At 64.8% G+C, this 18531-nt stretch carries 15 protein-coding genes; 5 read left to right on the plus strand and 10 right to left on the minus strand.

Annotated features, from left to right (window positions below; genetic code table 11):
- Positions 1-66: 66 nt before the first annotated feature.
- Positions 67-600, minus strand: a complete 534-nt coding sequence (locus ACB032_RS16190; RefSeq protein WP_371138320.1) for an ATP--cob(I)alamin adenosyltransferase — start codon at positions 598-600, stop codon at positions 67-69.
- Between the two features lie 87 nt (positions 601-687).
- Positions 688-1830 carry a DUF5610 domain-containing protein gene (locus ACB032_RS16195; RefSeq protein WP_011707847.1) on the minus strand — a complete coding sequence of 381 codons (1143 nt, stop codon included), beginning with the start codon at positions 1828-1830 and terminating at the stop codon, positions 688-690.
- Between the two features lie 170 nt (positions 1831-2000).
- Here ACB032_RS16195 and trmA point away from each other — a divergent pair, with 170 nt between their 5' ends.
- From trmA to ACB032_RS16215, 4 genes are all read left to right on the plus strand, one after another.
- On the plus strand, positions 2001-3134 hold the full coding sequence (gene trmA / locus ACB032_RS16200; protein WP_113994442.1) for a tRNA (uridine(54)-C5)-methyltransferase TrmA: 1134 nt from the start codon (positions 2001-2003) through the stop codon (positions 3132-3134).
- A 149-nt stretch (positions 3135-3283) separates the two neighbouring features.
- A complete protein-coding gene (gene rstA, locus ACB032_RS16205) occupies positions 3284-3994 on the plus strand; it encodes a two-component system response regulator RstA (protein ID WP_016352344.1) in 711 nt (236 codons plus the stop codon).
- 109 nt (positions 3995-4103) lie between these two features.
- Positions 4104-5429, plus strand: coding sequence for a two-component system sensor histidine kinase RstB (gene rstB, locus ACB032_RS16210; RefSeq protein WP_371138321.1), 1326 nt, complete (start codon positions 4104-4106; stop codon positions 5427-5429).
- Positions 5430-5483: 54 nt separating this feature from the next.
- Positions 5484-5666 (plus strand): hypothetical protein, encoded by a 183-nt coding sequence (locus tag ACB032_RS16215; protein ID WP_010635722.1) that lies wholly within the window; start codon positions 5484-5486, stop codon positions 5664-5666.
- 76 nt (positions 5667-5742) lie between these two features.
- Here the strand turns inward: ACB032_RS16215 and ACB032_RS16220 are convergent, their stop codons facing one another.
- The 3 genes from ACB032_RS16220 to rpmE all read right to left on the minus strand — a co-directional run bounded on the left by ACB032_RS16220 (position 5743) and on the right by rpmE (position 8997).
- On the minus strand, positions 5743-6999 hold the full coding sequence (locus ACB032_RS16220; protein WP_371138322.1) for a malic enzyme-like NAD(P)-binding protein: 1257 nt from the start codon (positions 6997-6999) through the stop codon (positions 5743-5745).
- Between the two features lie 181 nt (positions 7000-7180).
- Positions 7181-8614, minus strand: coding sequence for a DUF2867 domain-containing protein (locus tag ACB032_RS16225; protein ID WP_371138323.1), 1434 nt, complete (start codon positions 8612-8614; stop codon positions 7181-7183).
- Positions 8615-8781: 167 nt separating this feature from the next.
- Positions 8782-8997, minus strand: a complete 216-nt coding sequence (rpmE, locus tag ACB032_RS16230) for a 50S ribosomal protein L31 (protein WP_016352348.1) — start codon at positions 8995-8997, stop codon at positions 8782-8784.
- Positions 8998-9144: 147 nt separating this feature from the next.
- Here rpmE and priA point away from each other — a divergent pair, with 147 nt between their 5' ends.
- Positions 9145-11352, plus strand: a complete 2208-nt coding sequence (gene priA, locus ACB032_RS16235; RefSeq protein ID WP_371138324.1) for a primosomal protein N' — start codon at positions 9145-9147, stop codon at positions 11350-11352.
- Between the two features lie 79 nt (positions 11353-11431).
- Here the strand turns inward: priA and ACB032_RS16240 are convergent, their stop codons facing one another.
- From ACB032_RS16240 to ACB032_RS16260, 5 genes are all read right to left on the minus strand, one after another.
- Entirely contained in the window at positions 11432-12532 is a 1101-nt protein-coding gene (locus ACB032_RS16240) for a hypothetical protein (protein ID WP_371138325.1), read from the minus strand.
- A 176-nt stretch (positions 12533-12708) separates the two neighbouring features.
- Positions 12709-13815, minus strand: coding sequence for a porin OmpA (gene ompA, locus ACB032_RS16245; protein WP_016352351.1), 1107 nt, complete (start codon positions 13813-13815; stop codon positions 12709-12711).
- A 247-nt stretch (positions 13816-14062) separates the two neighbouring features.
- Entirely contained in the window at positions 14063-15583 is a 1521-nt protein-coding gene (ilvA, locus tag ACB032_RS16250) for a threonine ammonia-lyase, biosynthetic (RefSeq protein ID WP_371138326.1), read from the minus strand.
- Between the two features lie 3 nt (positions 15584-15586).
- Positions 15587-17428, minus strand: a complete 1842-nt coding sequence (ilvD, locus tag ACB032_RS16255) for a dihydroxy-acid dehydratase (RefSeq protein ID WP_371138327.1) — start codon at positions 17426-17428, stop codon at positions 15587-15589.
- A 146-nt stretch (positions 17429-17574) separates the two neighbouring features.
- Positions 17575-18519, minus strand: coding sequence for a branched-chain amino acid transaminase (locus tag ACB032_RS16260; RefSeq protein ID WP_371138328.1), 945 nt, complete (start codon positions 18517-18519; stop codon positions 17575-17577).
- Positions 18520-18531 lie beyond the last annotated feature (12 nt).

Genomic DNA, 18531 nt, shown 5'->3' on the forward strand with positions numbered 1-18531 from the left:
CGGCGACCGACAAATGGGATGATCGTGTTTGATCTTCATGAAAAACAAAAGCTTTTTTGGCCGTATTCAGTAGTTGATGCTGACGTAGGGCACCTCGTCCACCTGCCACAGCTGCTTGAGGTAGACGGTCAGCACGAAGAAGAAGTTGGCCAGCAGGTTGGCAAACCGATAGAGGATGGGATCGAAACGCACCCCGCTCTCTTCCAGCCGCACCAGCAGCCGCACCACCTTCTTGCTGCCGCAGCGGCACAGGTGCAGGGTCGGGATCGGCTGCGGCCCTTGCGGCAGCACGAAACCGGTGACCCGGCCGCGGCTCGCCTCGTTGTAGTGATCGTAACGCCCCTTCAGCCACACCAGATCCTCCTCGAAGATGCCGAGCCTGCCGCGTACCGAGCCATTGAGGTTGTAGATAAGCCGCTGCAGCGCCGCAAGATCCGCTAGCATGGGCGCAATCTCGGCATCCGGAGCCAGGTGTGACAACACGGCGCCCACCTGGCAGCAGAGCTCGTCGGTGGCGATCTCGTAGTCACACTGGAACTGGGTTTCGAAGATGAAGGGGTAGCAAAGCTCGCGCTTGTCTCTGGGCTTTTTCGGGTTCATGGGCTGGCCGGATCGGGAAAAAGGCCAGTTTGCCAGCCCCCGCAGGAGCTGGCAAACGGCCGGTCATGGTCCTCGATTCGAAACGGTTCAGACGCTCTTGCTGCTGGCATCCGTCGCCGGCTGGAACTGGCCGATCATCCGCAGCGCATCCAGCATCCGCTGGTTGAAGCTGGTAAAGCTGCCCACCTGGGCCGGATCGCTCTGGCCACGGGCCGCCAGCACCGCCGGCGTCAGCGCCTGCTGCTGGGATGCCGGCAGCAGAGAATCCGCCTGCTGCTGCACCTGATCCAGCTTGGGCAGGTAGTCCGCCAGCGGCTTGAGCATCTCCTGCAGGGAGTGCGCCCCCTGATAGGTCTGGCTCAGCTTGAGACTCTGCTTGAGCTTGAGCGAATAGGAGGCCAGTTGGCTGTCATCCAGCTTCAGCTCGCCCGCCTTCTTCAACAGGTCGTCGAAATTGCCGGAGAAGAAGTTGCCGGCCAGATCGTCGATCCCCTTGACCAACTTGCCGATGGAGTCCATCTCCTCGCTGCTCAGGTTGCCCTCCAGCGAGAAGCTGAAGCTCTGGCTCGACTTGAGGCTGAACTGGCTGCCGCTGTCATCCTTCTGGGACTTGGTCTGCCAGCTGTCGTTGAAGCGCAGCACCACCTTGTCGCCATCCTTGGTCTGGATCTCCAGCGAACCCTGCTGGCGGCTGGCCATCTCGGCCTGCCCCATGTCGGTGGTGGAGACCTTGCCGAAGAACTCCTTCTCGAACTGATCGAGCCCCTCCTGGATCAGCTTGTAGCTCTGATCCATGCCGGTCTTGATGTCGGAATTGTCCGCCCAGTCGCCGAGCTGCTTCCTGGCATCGCCAAAGCCCTTGTCCACCCCCTTGCGAGCCTGCTCCATCATGCCGGTCAGGCTGTCGTCCGACTTGCCGTCGGCCCGGGCAGCCCCCAGCCGGCCGGTGACGAACTGCAGCACGTTGTCGGCCACCGACTGAAAGTCGAACAGGGTATCCGGGGTCACCGCCTCCGGCTGATCCTGTGCCTTGGGCGCCTTGTAGCCCTGACCATTGATCTCCAGCGCGAACTGCAGCGCCTGCTGCACCAGCACCTGCGCCCATTTCGGCGCCTTGTGCAACGAGACTTCGTCCTCGTTGTTTACCGGCTTCGAGTCCGCCTGCTGGGGCGATTTGGGAGCAACACCCACTCCCTTGGGTTGGGCCGCGCCCACTCCGTCGATCTGCATAATGTGTCCTCCCACCATGCCTGTAGATCAGCTATCGGCCTGACTGCACACTTCTTGACCACAAAATACTGGACAATCTGCGGCGGCCTTTTAAAATCGGGCCCCTTTGGGTGGCTGCAGGCTTCCCCCGATTTCGACCCGGCCAGACCGGTGTGCATGTGAGGTAAATCATGACCCAATCCCAGCAGGTTTCCGCCGACCCGGCGCCCCTTCGAACCCCGGCCGACTACCAGGCCCAGCTCGACGAGAAGCGCGAGCGCCTCTGCGGGTTGTTTGCCGACTTCACCCTGCCTGCGCTGGAAGTGCACGCCTCCCCCGCCGAACACTACCGGATGCGCGCCGAGTTTCGCATCTGGCACGACGGTGACGACCTGTACCACTGCATGTATGCGCCGGCCACCAAGGAGATTATCCGGGTCGATCAGTTCCCCACCGCCAGCCGCCTCATCAACCAGCTGATGCCGGTGCTGCTGGAAGGGCTGCGCCCGCACCCCGTGCTGCGCCGCAAACTGTTCCAGATCGACTACCTATCCACCCAGTCCGGCCAGATCTGCGTCAGCCTGCTCTACCATCGCAAGCTGGAGAGCGAGTGGCAGCAGGCCGCCGAAGCGCTGCAGGCCGACCTGCGGGCCAAGGGGTTCGAGCTGCAGCTGATTGGCCGCGCCCACAAGCAGAAGATCTGCCTGGGGGAGGAGTTCGTCATCGAGCGGCTGACCGTGCAGGGCCGCGAGCTGGTCTACAAGCAGGTGGAAAACAGCTTCACCCAGCCCAACGCCGCCATCAACGAACAGATGCTGGGCTGGGCGCTGGACGTGACCAAGGGGAGCGAGGGCGACCTGCTGGAGCTCTACTGCGGCAACGGCAACTTCTCCATCGCCCTGGCGCAGAACTTCCGCAAGGTGCTGGCCACCGAGATCGCCAAGCCGAGCGTGGACTCCGCCCAGTTCAACATCGCGGCCAACGGCGTCGACAACCTGATCATCCTGCGCATGTCAGCCGAGGAGTTCACCATGGCGATGCGCGGCGAGCGGGAGTTCAACCGCCTCAAGGGGGTCGATCTCGGCGCCTACCAGTGCAACACCATCTTCGTCGACCCGCCCCGGGCCGGCCTCGACGACGCCACCGTCAAGCTGGTGCAGGATTACGACAACATCCTCTACATCTCCTGCAACCCAGAGACCCTGCAGGCCAACATGGCAGTACTCGGCGACACCCACGAGATCGCCCGCTTCGCCCTGTTCGATCAGTTCCCCTGGACTCACCACATGGAAGCCGGGGTCTATCTCAAGCGCAAGGCAGGTTGATGCCGCCGGGGCATAATTCCCAGCTCGACCAGCAAAACAAGACAGGGCCCGCGGGCCCTGTTTGATTATTTAACCCTGTGCATGGGGCGGCCGGAGCCGCTATGCTGGCGGCACGCGCATCCGCGCCACAGTCTGGGTGTCATGCCACCATGCAACGCATTCTTTTTGTTGAAGATGATCCCGAGATAGGCCAGCTCATCAGCAGCTGGCTGGCCCGCCACGACATGGAAGTGCTGCTGGAGCCGAGGGGCGATCTGGCACTGGCCAGGGTCGAGGCCGAGCAGCCGGACCTGGTGCTGCTCGACATCATGCTGCCGGGTCAGGATGGTCTATCCCTGTGCCGGGATCTGCGCCCGCGCTTCGCCGGTCCCATCGTCATGCTTACCTCGCTGGACAGCGACATGAACCAGATCCTGAGCCTGGAGCTGGGTGCCAACGACTACATCCTCAAGACCACGCCGCCCCCCGTGCTGCTGGCCCGGCTGCGGGTCCAGTTCCGCCAGCAGGGACAGCAGGCCCCGCAGCCCGTGGTCGCCAGCACGCCGCCCCAGCGCCTGCAGTTCGGCCGGTTGCAGATCGACGGGCCGGGCCGGGACGTGCGCCTCGACGGCGACAGCATTCCGCTCTCCACCGCCGATTTCGATCTCCTGTGGGAACTGGCCTGCCACGCCGGCCAGATCCTGGGGCGGGAGGCACTGTTTCGCAGCCTGCGCGGTCGTGACTACGACGGCCAGGATCGCAGCATGGACGTGGCCATCTCCCGCCTGCGCCGCAAACTGGGGGACGATACCAGCAACCCGACCCGCATCAAAACGGTGCGCCAGAAGGGTTATCTACTAGTACCCCACGCCTGGGAATAAGCCCCGCCGAATGACCTTGATGCTCCCTTCTCCCCTTGCGGGAGAAGGGTTGGGGATGAGGGGGCAACAAGGCAATGCCCAGACGTAATCCAGGCAAGAGGAGAGCCCCATGCGCCGCCTGTTTATCCAGTTCTATCTGCTGCTGATCGGCTGTTTCACCCTGGCCATCCTGCTGGTCGGCATGGTCTATCAGGTCACCGCCGAGCGAGCGGGAGATCGCTATCTGGAGCGGATGATGCAGGGCTCCCTCGGTCTGCTCACCGGCGAGCTGGCCCGCTTGCCGCCGGAACACTGGCCCGCCCGCATGGCCGAGCAGAGCCGCCAGCTCACCCTGCCGCTGCAGATCGGCGCCCTCGCCAACCAGCCGCTGGCCAACGAGGATCAGGCCTTCCTGGAGGCCGGCAACATCGTCATCGTCGAAGAGGATGACACCTTCCTGCAACGCATTCCGGGCACCGATCAGGTGCTGATCGTCGGCCCCGTCCCCTATCTCTCCTACCTGCACGAACTGCACTGGGTCGACGTGGGGCTGCTGCTGGTCATCGGCCTCTCGCTGGGGCTGCCGATCCTGCTCTGGCTGCGCCCGCACTGGCGCGGCCTGCAACAGCTTGAACAGACCGCCCGCCGGGTCGGTGATGGGGATCTCTCCTACCGCACCCGTTTGCCGCCCGGTAGCAGCCTGGGTCGGGTCGGCCGCACCTTCGACCAGATGACCGAGCAGCTGCAGGCCATGCTGGCCAGCCGCAAGCAGCTGACCGACGCCATCGCCCACGAGCTGCGCACCCCGCTAGTGCGGCTGCGCTACCGGCTCGCCATGCTGGATCCGGCGCCCTCGGCCGAGGAGCAGCAGGGGCTGGAGCGGGATCTCGGCGCGCTGGATGCCCTCATCGAGGAGATGCTCACCTACGCCAGACTCGATCGTCCCGAGCTGCCGCTGCAATGCAGCGAGCTGGAGCTCGGCAGCTGGGCCGGCAGCCGCCTCGCCGACTGGCAGGCGCTGCGACCGGACAAACGGCTCGACTTCGTGCGCCCGGCCATGGCCCTGCCCTGGCGCGGCGATACTCGCCTGCTGGATCGGGCGCTGGAGAACCTCATCGGCAACGCCCTGCGCCACGCCGCCGGCCGGGTCACCCTCAGCATGGCGCGTCAGCAGGATCTCTATCTGCTGGAGGTGGCCGACGACGGCGCCGGCATCGATCCGGCGCTGGCACCGCAGATCTTCGAGCCCTTCGTGCGGCTGGATCAGAGCCGCGATCGACGCACCGGCGGCGCCGGGCTGGGGCTGGCCATCGTACGCAGCATCGCCCGCCACCACGGCGGCGAGGTACAGCTGCTGCCGAGCAGCAGCGGTGCCCGTTTCTGCCTGATGCTGCCTGTACATTTAGATACAAACCGTCACCAGTCACTCACTGAACCGCAGGTCGAACAGCCCTAGGATGAAGTCATGGAGAAACGCTCCATGTTATCAACCCGAATGAGGAACTGGAATATGAACAAGCTGATCCCCCTGAGCCTGGCTGCTGTCTTCGCCCTGACCTCCGGCTTCACCATGGCTGCCACCCCGACCAAGGCTGCCGCTCCCCAGGCTACCCAGACCAAGGTCGTGAAAAAACACCACAAGGCTGCCCACGCCAAGGCGCCGGCCGTCAAGGTTGCTCCCAAGACCAAGTAATCGACCAACAAGCTTCCCGTAATAAAAAGGGGCCCCGACATGGGGCCCCTTCTGTTTTCTGCGCACTTGCCTTGGCTCAGCCCAGCATGTAATCCGCCGGCAGGGCAATACGGGCCACCCCGGATTCCACCGCCGCCAGCGCCACGGCGCGGGCGACGCGCGGCAGCAGACGGGCATCCATCGGCTTGGGAATGACGTAGTCCTTGCCGAAGGCCAGCTCGCTGACGTCGGCGGCGGTCAGCACCTCGGCCGGCACCGGCTCTTTGGCCAGACCACGGATCGCCTCGACCGCGGCGATCTTCATGGCATCGTTGATGCGGCTGGCACGGGCGTCGAGGGCGCCGCGGAAGATGAAGGGGAAGCAAAGCACGTTGTTGATCTGGTTCGGATAGTCGGAGCGACCTGTGCCCATGATGAGGTCACCGCGCACTGCGTGAGCCAGCGCCGGCTTGATCTCGGGATCCGGGTTGGAGCAGGCGAAGATCACCGGGTTGGCGGCCATCAGCGCCACCGCCTCCGCGGGCAGCACATCCGGGCCGGAGACACCGACGAACACGTCAGCCCCGTCGATCACCTCCATCAGGGTGCGCAGGGGGGTGTCGTTGGCGAAGCGCTGCTTGTACTGGTTCAGATCGGTGCGACCGCTGTGGATGACACCCTGACGATCCAGCATGAAGATGTTGTGGGGCTTGGCACCACACTTGATCAGCAGCTCCATGCAGGCGGTGGCGGCAGCCCCGGCGCCCATGCAGACGATGCGGCTGTCGCCAATCTGCTTGCCCTGCACTTCCAGCGCGTTGAGCAGGCCGGCGGCGGTGACGATGGCGGTACCGTGCTGATCATCGTGGAACACCGGGATGTCGCAGCGCTCGATCAGTGCCTGCTCGATCTCGAAGCACTCGGGGGCCTTGATGTCTTCCAGGTTGATGCCACCGAAGGTGTCGGCGATGGCCGCCACCGTGTCGATGAACTGCGCGCTGGTCTCGTGCTTCACTTCGATGTCGATGGCGTCGATGCCGGCAAAGCGCTTGAACAGCAGGGCCTTGCCCTCCATCACCGGCTTGGAGGCCAACGGACCCAGATTGCCCAGCCCCAGAATGGCGGTACCGTTGGAGATGACGGCCACCAGGTTGCCCTTGCCGGTGTAGCGGTAGGCATCGGCCGGGTTGGCGGCGATCTCGCGCACCGGCTCGGCCACGCCCGGGCTGTAGGCCAGCGCCAGATCGCGGGCGGTCTCGGCGGGCTTGGTGAGGGCGATGGCGATTTTGCCCGGCACGGGCTGGGCGTGGTAATCGAGTGCTTGTTGACGAAGATCGTGACGCTGATCGGACATGGGGGACCCCGATACGGTAGTGAATTGAGTGGTGCATTGGCTCGCCCACAGGCGAGGGCTGGGGATCATAAAGAAAACCATCGGGCTTTCACAGAGGAAAGTATCGTCACCCAGCCACTGACAAGCCAGTAATTAGCATGTCATGCCAACCAAGAATACCCATTTAGTTATAGATATGGTTTCACCCCATCACCGGAATGCCGGCTTTCGCCTCCGCCTGTCTGGCGATCGCTTCCGTCATGCCCTGGAAGATGAAGAGGTGGAACGGCAGCATGGCGAGCCAGTAGGCCAGCCCCCAGGCCCCCTGTGGATGCCAGTGGGCCGTCACCTTGAGCCGGGTCAGCCCCGACTCCTCCGGCAGTATGTTGAACTCCAGCCGGCCGACGCCGGGGGCCCGCATGTTGAACAGCAGATCCAGCCTGCGCCCCTCGTCCACTCCGAGGATCTGCCAGGAGTCCAGCATGTCCCCCTTCACGAAGCGATCCGGATTGGTGCGGCCGCGGGTCAGCGCCGGGCCGCCGATCAGGTGGTCCATCCATTCGCGCACCACCCACAGCTGGTTCATGTAGAAGTAGCGCTGCTCGCCCCCCAGTTGTTGCAGCACCTGCCACACCACCTCGGGCGAGGCGAGGCAGATGGCATCGCCGCTGGCGGTGCGGTCATAGAAGCCGTACTCGGGGTGGCGCCAGCGCAGGCCGAGCGGGGTCTCCTCCCCCTGCTGCTCGGCGCCCAGCTGCTGCTCCAGGGAGAGGCTCTCGGCCAGCGCCTCGTCGAAGCTGAGCAGGGTTTGCGGCAGCAGGGCCCGCAGCGGGCCGTCGTCGGCCGGGATGTCGTGCTTGAGGCCGCCCACCAGCGCCTTGGCCACCGGCTGCGGCACCGAGGTGACAAACTGCAGCCACCAGGCGGAGAGGCGCGGGCTGAGAAACGGCAGCGGGATGATGGGGCAGCGCTTGCCGATGTGGGCGGCGAACTTCTGCAACTGCTGCTGATAGCTGAGCAGCTCGGGACCGGCGGCATTGAAGATCTGGCCGTCCACCCCTTCAGCCTCCACCAGTCCGCCCAGATAGTGCAGCAGGTTGGAGAGCGCAATGGGCGGCGTACGCGAGCGCACCCACTTGGGCGTCACCATCATCGGCAGGTTGAACACCAGATCCCGCATCACCTCAAACGCCGCTGAGCCGGGCCCCACTATGATGCCGGCGCGCAGCTCCACCGTCGGTACACCGGCGCCCCGAAACAGCTCGCCGCAATAACGACGGGAGTTGAGGTGGCGGCTGTTGCACTGCGCCGGCTGGATGGCACCCAGATAGATGATGCGACGCACCCCGGCGGCGCGGGCGGCGGCGGCGAAGTTCTTCACCCCCTGCTGCTCCAGCCGGTGGAAGTCGGCCCCCGCCCCCATGGCGTGCACCAGATAGAAGACGGTGTCGATGCCGGCCAGGGCGGGCAGCAATGTGATCGGCTTGAGGCTGTCGGCAAGGCGAAACTCTACCCCGGGCGGCAGACGGCAGGGGCGCCGCGCCCCGGCAATCACCCGATAACCCAGTTCTTGCAGATGGGGTACCAGGTAAGAACCTATGTAGCCCGCAGCCCCCATCACCAGACAATCACGCATCTGCACACTCCCTGTCTTGCCCATGTTACCGCCCCTCATCTCCACCCCTGCTCCCGCAAAGGGAGAAAGGAGAGTCCCACCATAGGGCAAAGCGGGCCGTTACAGAACGCCGACCAATAAAAAAGGCGCCCATCGGGCGCCTTTTTCAGAATTCTTCAGAAGTAGAATTACTTCTTGGTGGTCATCGCACCGAAACGCTTGTTGAACTTGTCTACGCGGCCGCCGCTAGAAACTTCTTTCTGCTTGCCGGTATAGAACGGGTGGCACTCGGAGCACACGTCCAGGTTCAGATCTTTACCCAGGGTAGAGAAGGTGTTGATGACGTTACCGCAAGAGCACTTGGCGGTGATGGCTACGTAGTCAGGATGGATACCAGCTTTCATGGACAACCTCAATTATCAGGCCGTGTCGCTATCCGATCTTCTGTCGGACACCACACGATTGTTGAACACAGTTTCAAAGGCTGCGAATAATATAGGAAATGCCTGAGTTCAGGCAAGTGGCTTCGCAGAAAAAATAGGCAATCTCTGGTGAATTCTTCCCAAACGCTGGATCTGGTTCGTGTGGCTGTGCCGGTGCCGTTACGCCGTCACTTCGACTATCTCTCCCCCCTGCCTTTGCCTGCTCCCGGCTGCCGGGTCGAGATCCCGTTCGGCCCGCAAACCCTGGTCGGTCTGGTGGTGGATCACCCGGCCGACAGCCAGGTGCCGCGCAACAAGCTCAAGCCGATCAAACGCGTGCTTGATAGCGCTCCCGTGCTGGGGCCCGACATTCTGGCGCTGATGAACTGGAGCGCCAGCTACTACCAGCATCCTCTGGGAGAGGTACTGCCCCACGCCCTGCCGGTGCTGGTGCGCAAGGGGGAGCCCGCCGCCTACCGCGAGCTGGAATTCTGGTTCGCCACCGAAGCCGGCATGGCGGTCGATCTCAACGAGCTCAAGCGGGCCGCCAAGCAGCAGCAGGCGCTCGCCCTGCTGCGCAAGGGGCCGCAGACCCCCTCCGCACTCAAGCAGGAGGAGATTTCGAGCGCTGCCCTCACCGCGCTGGAGAAGAAGGGGCTGCTAGAGAAGCGTTCGCTGGAGCCGAGCCATGACGGCGACTGGGTCGCCCGCTTCGAGCCGGGCGAGGGGCTGCGCCTCAACGGCGAGCAGGCGCTGGCGGTCTCCGCCGTCACCAGCCAGAGCGACCAGTTTGGCGCCTTCCTGCTGGACGGCATCACCGGATCCGGCAAGACCGAGGTTTACCTGAGCATCCTCGAGCCCCTGCTCAAGGCAGGCAAGCAGGCGCTGGTAATGGTGCCCGAGATCGGCCTCACTCCGCAGACCATCAACCGCTTCCGGCGCCGCTTCAACGTGCCGGTGGTGGCGATGAACTCCGCCATGAACGATCGGGAGCGGCTCGATGCCTGGCTCGCCTGCCGCGACGGCGGCGCTGCCATCCTGATCGGCACCCGCTCCGCGGTGTTCACCCCGTTTCACAACCTCGGCATCATCATCATCGACGAAGAGCACGACGGCTCCTTCAAGCAGCAGGACGGTTTTCGCTACCACGCGCGGGATCTGGCGGTGATGCGGGCCCATCGCGCCGGCATCCCCATCCTGCTCGGCTCGGCCACCCCGTCGCTGGAGACATTGCACAACGCCCGCAGCGGCAAGTATCACCACCTCAGCCTGACCCGTCGCGCCGGCAATGCCCAGACCGCCCGTCAGGTGATCCTCGATATCAAGAACGTGCGCTTGCAGGCCGGGCTCTCCCCCCAGCTGGAGCAGCTGATGGTGGAACATCTGGCGGCGGGCAACCAGGTGATGCTGTTCCTCAACCGCCGTGGCTATGCCCCGGCTCTGATTTGCCACCAGTGTGGCTGGAGCGCCGCCTGCGAGCGCTGTGACGCCTGGTACACCTGGCATCAGGCCGGGCGACGGCTGCACTGCCACCACTGCGACAGCGTGCGCCCGCTGCCCCACCACTGCCCCGAGTGTGGCAGCAACGAGCTAATCGGCTCCGGGGTGGGCACCGAACAACTGGAGCAGCTGCTCGGCACAGTTTTCCCGCAATATCCGGTGGTGCGCATTGATCGGGACAACACCCGGCGCAAGGGGGAGCTGGAGACCCACCTCGGCGACATCAAGGCGGGCAAGTACAAGATCCTGATCGGCACCCAGATGCTGGCCAAGGGCCACCACTTTCCGGATGTGACGCTGGTCGGACTGCTGGATGTGGATGGCGCGCTGTTCAGTGCCGATTTTCGCGCCGCCGAGAAGCTGGCCCAGCTCTACACCCAGGTGGCGGGCCGCGCCGGCCGCGCCAGCAAGCCGGGGCTGGTGGTGCTGCAGAGCCACCATCCCGAACACGCTCTGCTGCAAGATCTGACCCAGAACGGTTATGGCCATTTCGCGGATACCGCGCTCAAGGAGCGTCGCCTGCTGGGACTGCCACCGTTCAGCTATCAGGGGCTGTTTCGGGCCGAGGCCAATGGCCGCGACGAGGTGCAGCTGTTCCTCAGCCGTCTCGCCGATACCCTGCGCAGTGCCCGCTATCCCCATGTTCAGGTGCTGGGGCCCATCAGCGGCTTCATGGAACGCAAGGCGGGCAAGTTCCGCATGCAGTTGCTGGTGCAGGGGCCGAACCGGGCGCCACTGGCCCAGCTGCTGGATTGGGCGGTGAAGGAGCTGGAGGGGTGGCCCGAGACCAAGCGGGTGCGCTGGAGTCTGGATATCGACCCCACCGAGCTGAACTGAGTCGGATTCTGGTCGCTGACGGTGAAGCGGCCGCTGGCGCGCGGCGTCAGCGACCGGGTTTGCCATGCGGGTGCAGGGTTCAGACCCGCAGGTCGACCTGCTGCACCCAGCCTCCCTTGCCCTGCTCGGTCACATAGAGGCCAGACTGGCGCAGCACCCCCTGATTGCCGCTTTCCCCCAGATGGTTGAAGGGGGTGTCGAGGGGATGCAGCAGGATGGCGCCGATCCCCAGCTCCACCAGGGCGATGGGGGACTGTTCCGGCTGCCAGAACTGCAGCGCCGAGAACTGGCTGTCCCGCTCGTCCAGCACCCCGTTACCATCCTCATCCAGGGTCGCCAGCTCGCCAAAACCGTTGCCGGAGCGGGCCCCGAACAGCTCGCCGCCGTCATCTATGGTGCCGTTGCCGTTGCGATCCAGCGCCACGAAGCCGCTCCCTTCACTCAAGCCGGGCAGGCTGTCCGCCTTGCCATCCTGATCGATGTCGAAATTGACCCGGGCGTCGGTCAGGCCGGCTATCTTGCCGTCCAGGCTGAGCACCAGCGGATCCTTGAGGGCATTGAGGGTGGTACGGCGCTGGCTGATGTCGAGCTGGCGCCAGTCCAGCACAAAGCCCAGATCCAGCTGCAGGGTCTGGCCATCCTGGGTCTGCAAGTTCGCGGCCGCTACCACGTTGAGCTGCTCTTTTTGCAGCAGGCTGTCGGTCACCTCCACCAGCTGATCCGGCTCGGCGGCGGGCTGGGTCCCCTCACCCGTCGGGGCGGGGACTCCCTCCGCGCTCTGGTCGGCCGGTTTGATCGGGTCCGGCAGCTCTATCTCGTGGCCCAGCATCGCCTCGATCATCAGCTTGATGAGCCGCTGGCGGTTGTCGAGCCCGTCGTTGGGAATGCCATCCTGTTCGCCCTTGCCGGCCTCGGCAGGCTTGGCGGGTGCCGGTGTAGGGGCGGCTGGCACCGGGCCGGCCGCAGTGCGGCTGGCCATCTGCAGCGTCAGCAGGCTGCTGCGGGTGAAGGTGAGCTGGCTGCCACCGCCGGCCGCTGGCGTCGAGTCCGCCGGCGCCGTAGCAGGGGACTGCGCCTGGCTGGCTGCCGGCACGGGTCCGAGCCGGCGCACCTTGCGGGACTGCGCCTGTTGCTGCTGGTATTGCACCTCCCCCTGGAGGTCGTAGTGATCGATGCGCATATCTTCGCCCTCGGCGCCATACACCTGGTCAGTTATCGACCAGCTGCCGAGGAGGGCTTAACACCGATTGGCTATATCAGGAGGCTGCGGCATCGGCATCCGCACATAACCGCCCCCGCTGGCGGCAATGAAAAGGGAGGCCTGGGCCTCCCTTGTCGTTCATGTTGTCACCGTGGTCATTGCGCCGGTTGGGAGACCCCTTCCAGCCGCACTTCCACCCGGCGATCCGGTGCCAGACAGGCGATCAGCGCCGGTTTGGAGCCGCTGCTGCAGTTGTTGCCGGTGATCGGAGAGGACTTGCCGCGCCCCTCGACCCGTACCTTGTCGGCAAACAGTCCCTTGGCGATCAGGTAGTCGGCGACGCTGCGGGCGCGCTGCTCGGAGAGCGCCTGGTTGTAGGCGTCGGAGCCGATGCGATCGGTGTGGCCGATCACGGTCGCCACCCCGTCTTTCGGATTGGCCGCCACTATCTGGCTGAACAGGTTGTCCAGCGCCTGGCTGGCAGCCGGCTTCAGGGTCGCCTTGTTGAACTCGAACAGCACGTCCGAGCTCAGACTGAAGGTCTTGGGCACCACCACCACGGCGGGAGCAGGCGCCGCAGCCGGGGCCGGTGCGGGCGCCGCCACTTCGCCGCCCTGCTGGCCGAAGCGATAGAGCATGGCAAACGCCAGCATGCCGTTGTCCATCTCGATGCCGGCACGATCGAGGGAGGTATCCCCGAGCGGGGTGGTGTACTGGTATTCGAGGCGGGCGGCCCAGTCACGGTCGATGGCGTATTCGGCCCCCAGCGCCCCGACGAACACGGCGCCATGCTTGTTGCCGGTATCCTTGATGAAGTCGGTGGCCGTCTGGGCCGACAGTTCGCTGTTGGTCCAGGCGTAGCCGCCGCCGATCCGGCCATAGAGATCCAGCGCATCGTTGACCGGGAACCCTATCTTCATGGTGGTCTGGATCATCTGGCTCTTGGCTTCCCCTTCCACCCTCACCCCGCTCAATTCGCCGGACGAGGTGTACTTGCCGAACCAGTCATAGCCGAATTCGAAGCCCAGGTTGGGATTGAGCTGATAGCCGGCAAAGGCGCCCAGCCCGAGCGTATCCTTGCTGGTGCTGGTGTTCTGCAGCGCTCCCAGGGTGTCGGAGACGACCTGCTTCTGATCCACGTCGAAAAACTTGGACCAGCCGGCCTTGCCGCCGGCGTACCAGGTGTTGTCCTGAGCGGCAGCCTGCACGGCCCCGCTGACGAGCAGGCCGCTGACCAGCACGGCAAGTATCGATTTGTTCATGGTGAAAGCCTCTGCAATGAGTCGTGATGGGCGCTCTTGCGCCTCTCTTCCCTGATGGGGCAAACCCGGCCCCGTCCATCAGGTTATCCCATCTGTTGCCTGCCTCAAATGACTTGGGACTCAAGAGTGTGAAGCACCCGGCATTCCCGGCAGGAAAACGCCCCATGCAGGGGGTATCCGTGGATGTGCCGGCCAGCGCCATGAAAAAGGGAGGCCAATGGCCTCCCTCTTGTTGCTTGCAACCCACCTAGCTGGCCAGAAACAGCCGGTAGGCGGGGTCGTCACTCACCTCTTTCCAGCCGTAGCCAATCGCGTGCAGGTAGTCGTGGAAGGCCGCCACGTCTTCATCAGGCAGCTCGAACGCACAGAGCACCCGGCCGTAGTCGGCGCCGTGGTTGCGGTAGTGGAACAGGCTGATGTTCCAGCGACAGCCGAGGGTCTCGAGGAAGCGCATCAGGGCGCCCGGCTGCTCCGGAAACTTGAAGCTGTAGAGGCGTTCACCGAGGGGCCGGGCCGGGCGGCCGCCAATCATGTAACGCACGTGGTTCTTGGCCAGCTCGCTCTCGGTCATGTTGACCACCGGATAGCCGTTGCCGCCGAGCTGATCGATGATCTGGCCCAGCTCCTCGTCACCGCCGGTGAGGCGCACCGAGACGAACAGCGACGCCTGCTCCGCATCGGCGTAGCGGTAGTTGAACTCGGTCACCATGCGGGGGCCGAGCTGACGGCAGAAGTCGAGGAAGGCCCCCTTGCGCTCGGGGATGGTCACCGCCAGCATGCCCTCGCGCTTCTCGCCGATCTCGCAGCGCTCCGACACGTAGCGCAGGCTGTGGAAGTTGACGTTGGCGCCGGACAGAATGGCCGCCATCCGCCCCCCTTTCACCTGTTCCCGCTCGCTGTAGGCCTTGAGGCCCGCCAGCGACAGGGCCCCCGACGGCTCGGCGATGGCGCGGCAGTCATCGAAGATGTCTTTGAGCGCGGCGCAGATCTGGTCGTTGGAGACGGTCACCACCTCGTCCAGATACTGGTTGCACAGGCGGAAGGTCTCCTCGCCGATGCGCTTGACCGCCACCCCGTCCGCAAACAGCGATACCCGATCCAGATTGACCGGCTCGCCGGCCGCCAGCGCGGCCTTGAGGCAGGCGGAGCCCTCCGCCTCCACCCCGATCACCTTCACATCCGGCAGCAGCTGCTTGATGTAGACCGCCACCCCGGCAGCCAACCCGCCGCCGCCCACCGGCACGAACACGTGGGTGAGGTGGGTATCCTGCTCCAGCAGCTCCTTGCCGATGGTGCCCTGGCCGGCGATCACCTCGACGTCGTCAAACGGCGGGATCAGGGTGTAGCCCTCCAACTCGGCAAGGCGGCGGCTCTCGCCATAAGCCTCGTCGAAGCTGTTGCCAAACAGCATGACGTTGCCGCCCTGACGGCGTACCGCGTCAATCTTGATGTCCGGCGTGGTCTTGGGCATCACGATGATCGCCTTGATGCCGAGCTTGGCGGCAGACAGGGCGACCCCCTGGGCGTGGTTGCCGGCGGAGGCGGCGATGACGCCGCGCGCCTTCTGCTCCTCGGTCAGAGTGGCGATCTTGTGGTAGGCACCCCGCAGCTTGAAGGAGTGGACCGGTTGCAGATCCTCCCGCTTCAGGCTGACGTGATTGCCGAGCCGCTCGGAGAGTTTCTTCAGGGTTTGCAAGGGGGTAACCCGCGCCGCCTCATAGACGGGGGAGAGCAGCACCTTGCGTAGATAATCCGCCGCAGAGACCATGGTTTATTCCTCCAGCATCGAACGATCGCGCACCGCACCCTTGTCGGCACTGGTGGCGAACATGGCGTAGGCGCGCAGGGCAAAGGAGACCTGACGCTGGCGATCGAGCGGCTTCCAGCCACGGGCTTCCACGGCAACGCGGCGGGCAGCCAGTACGCTGTCGGCCACCTCCAGCACCATGCTGCGGGCCGGAATGTCGATGTTGATGATGTCGCCATCCTCCACCAGACCGATAGTGCCGCCGGAGGCCGCCTCCGGCGAGACGTGGCCGATGGAGAGACCCGAGGTGCCGCCGGAGAAGCGACCGTCGGTGATCAGCGCACACGCCTTGCCGAGCCCCATGGACTTGAGATAAGTGGTGGGGTAAAGCATCTCCTGCATGCCGGGGCCCCCTTTCGGGCCTTCGTAGCGGATCACCACCACTTCACCGGCCTTGACGGTGCCGTCCAGAATGCCGGCAACCGCCGTGTCCTGGCTCTCGAATACCCGGGCCGGGCCGCGGAAGGTAAGGTTCTCCTCATCCACCCCGGCGGTCTTGACGATGGCACCGTTCAGCGCCAGGTTGCCGGCGAGCACGGCCAGGCCCCCTTCCAGGCTGTAGGCGTTGTCCAGCGAGCGGATGCAGCCTTCGGCGCGGTCCAGATCCAGCTCGGGCCAGCGGCAATCCTGGCTGAAGGCCTTGGTGGTGCGGATGCCGGCCGGCCCGGCGCGATAGAAGTCCACCACCTCCTGACTGGGCTGGCGGCTGACGTCATATTCGGCCAGCAGCTCCAGCAGCGAGGTTCCCAGCACGTTGCGGGTGTCCCCGTGCACCAGGCCCGCTTTTTCCAGCTGACCCAGAATGGCGACCACGCCGCCGGCGCGGTGCACGTCTTCCATGTGGTATTTCTGGGTGGAGGGTGCCACCTTGCACAGCTGCGGCACCTTGCGCGACATGCGGTCGATGTCGGCCATGGTGAAGTCGACGCCCGCCTCCTGGGCCGCCGCCAGCAGGTGCAGCACGGTGTTGGTGGAGCCGCCCATGGCGATGTCGAGCGCCATGGCGTTCTCGAACGCCGCCTTGGTGGCGATGTTGCGCGGCAGTGCCGAGGCATCATCCTGCTCATACCAGCGTTTGGCCAGGGTCACGATGCGCTGGCCCGCCAGCTTGAACAGCTGCTCGCGGTCGCTGTGGGTTGCCAGCAGGGAACCGTTGCCCGGCTGGGACAGACCCAGCGCCTCGGTCAGACAGTTCATGGAGTTGGCGGTGAACATGCCGGAGCAGGAACCGCAGGTGGGGCAGGCGCTGCGCTCCACCTGTTCGCTCTGAGCGTCGGAGACCTTGGGGTCGGCGCCCTGGATCATGGCGTCCACCAGATCCAGCTTGATGATCTGGTCGGAGAGCTTGGTCTTGCCCGCTTCCATCGGGCCGCCGGAGACGAAGATCACCGGGATGTTGATGCGCAGGGCGGCCATCAGCATCCCCGGGGTGATCTTGTCGCAGTTGGAGATGCAGACCATGGCGTCGGCGCAGTGGGCGTTGACCATGTACTCCACCGAATCGGCGATAAGCTCGCGCGACGGCAGGGAGTAGAGCATGCCGCCGTGGCCCATGGCGATGCCGTCATCCACGGCGATGGTGTTGAACTCCTTGGCCACCCCGCCGGCGGCTTCGATCTCGCGCGCCACCAGCTGGCCCAGATCCTTGAGGTGAACGTGGCCCGGCACGAACTGGGTGAAGGAGTTGACCACGGCGATGATGGGCTTGCCGAAATCCTGATCGGTCATTCCGGTGGCGCGCCACAGGGCGCGGGCCCCGGCCATGTTACGTCCGTGGGTGGTGGTGGCGGATCTCAACTTCGGCATTGTCTCTACTCCCTGAATGCCCAGCGGGCTCATTATCTTTGGAAATGAAAAAGTGACTCTCGGATCGGGAATCGATCCTGGTAAGGGCACCGCGCAGTGCCCTGACCGGAAGCGACTCGGGGAGGCACAGCGCCTCCCCTCTCTCATCAGTCGTTGACGGGCGTCAGCCAGCCCCACTTGTCTTCGGTCTGGCCATTGAACAGGCCGAAAAAGGCGTTTTGCAGCTGCTCGGTCACCGGGCCGCGGCAGCCTGCGCCCACCTTCATCCGATCGACGGAGCGCACCGGCGTCACTTCCGCCGCCGTGCCGGTCATGAAGATTTCGTCTGCGACATAGAGCGCCTCACGGGGCAGCGCCTGCTCGCGCACCTCGTAACCCAAGTCACGGGCCAGCGTCATGATGGTGTCGCGGGTGATGCCGGGCAGGATGGCGGCGGTAGCGGGCGGGGTGAACAGCACGCCGTTCTTCACCAGGAACAGGTTCTCCCCCGCCCCTTCGCTCAGGTAGCCATTTACATCCAGCGCCAGCCCCTCGGCGAAGCCGTTGCGCTTGGCCTCGCGGCTGATCAGCTGGGAGGAGAGATAGTTGCCGCCCGCCTTGGCGCCGGTGGGAATGGTGTTGGGAGCGAGCCGGTTCCAGGAGGTAACACACACATCCACCCCGTTTTTCAGCCCCTCTTCCCCCAGATAGGCGCCCCACGGCAGGGCGGCCACCATCAGGTCGGCCTTGGCATCCAGCGGCGGATGCAGCCCCAGCCCCACGTTGCCGACAAAGGCCAGTGGGCGCAGATAGCCGCCCTTCAGGCCGTTCTCGCGCACCACGGTGCGGCAGGCTTCATTCACTTCAGCCTCGCTGTAGGGGATGTCCATCCAGTAGATCTTGGCGGAGTCGAACAGGCGGCGGGTGTGCTCCTGCAGGCGGAAGATGCAGGTGCCCTTGGGGGTGTCGTAGGCACGCACCCCTTCGAACACCGAGGAGCCGTAGTGCAGGGCGTGGCTCATCACGTGCACCTGGGCATCCTGCCAGGGCACCAGTGTGCCGTTGAACCAGATGTATTGCGGGTGAGTGGCGGATTGGGAAGGCTGTGACATTGGCTTGGCTCC

Origin of the sequence: Aeromonas sp. S5(2024) (assembly GCF_041403025.1) — a bacterium.
Taxonomy (GTDB): domain Bacteria; phylum Pseudomonadota; class Gammaproteobacteria; order Enterobacterales; family Aeromonadaceae; genus Aeromonas; species Aeromonas hydrophila.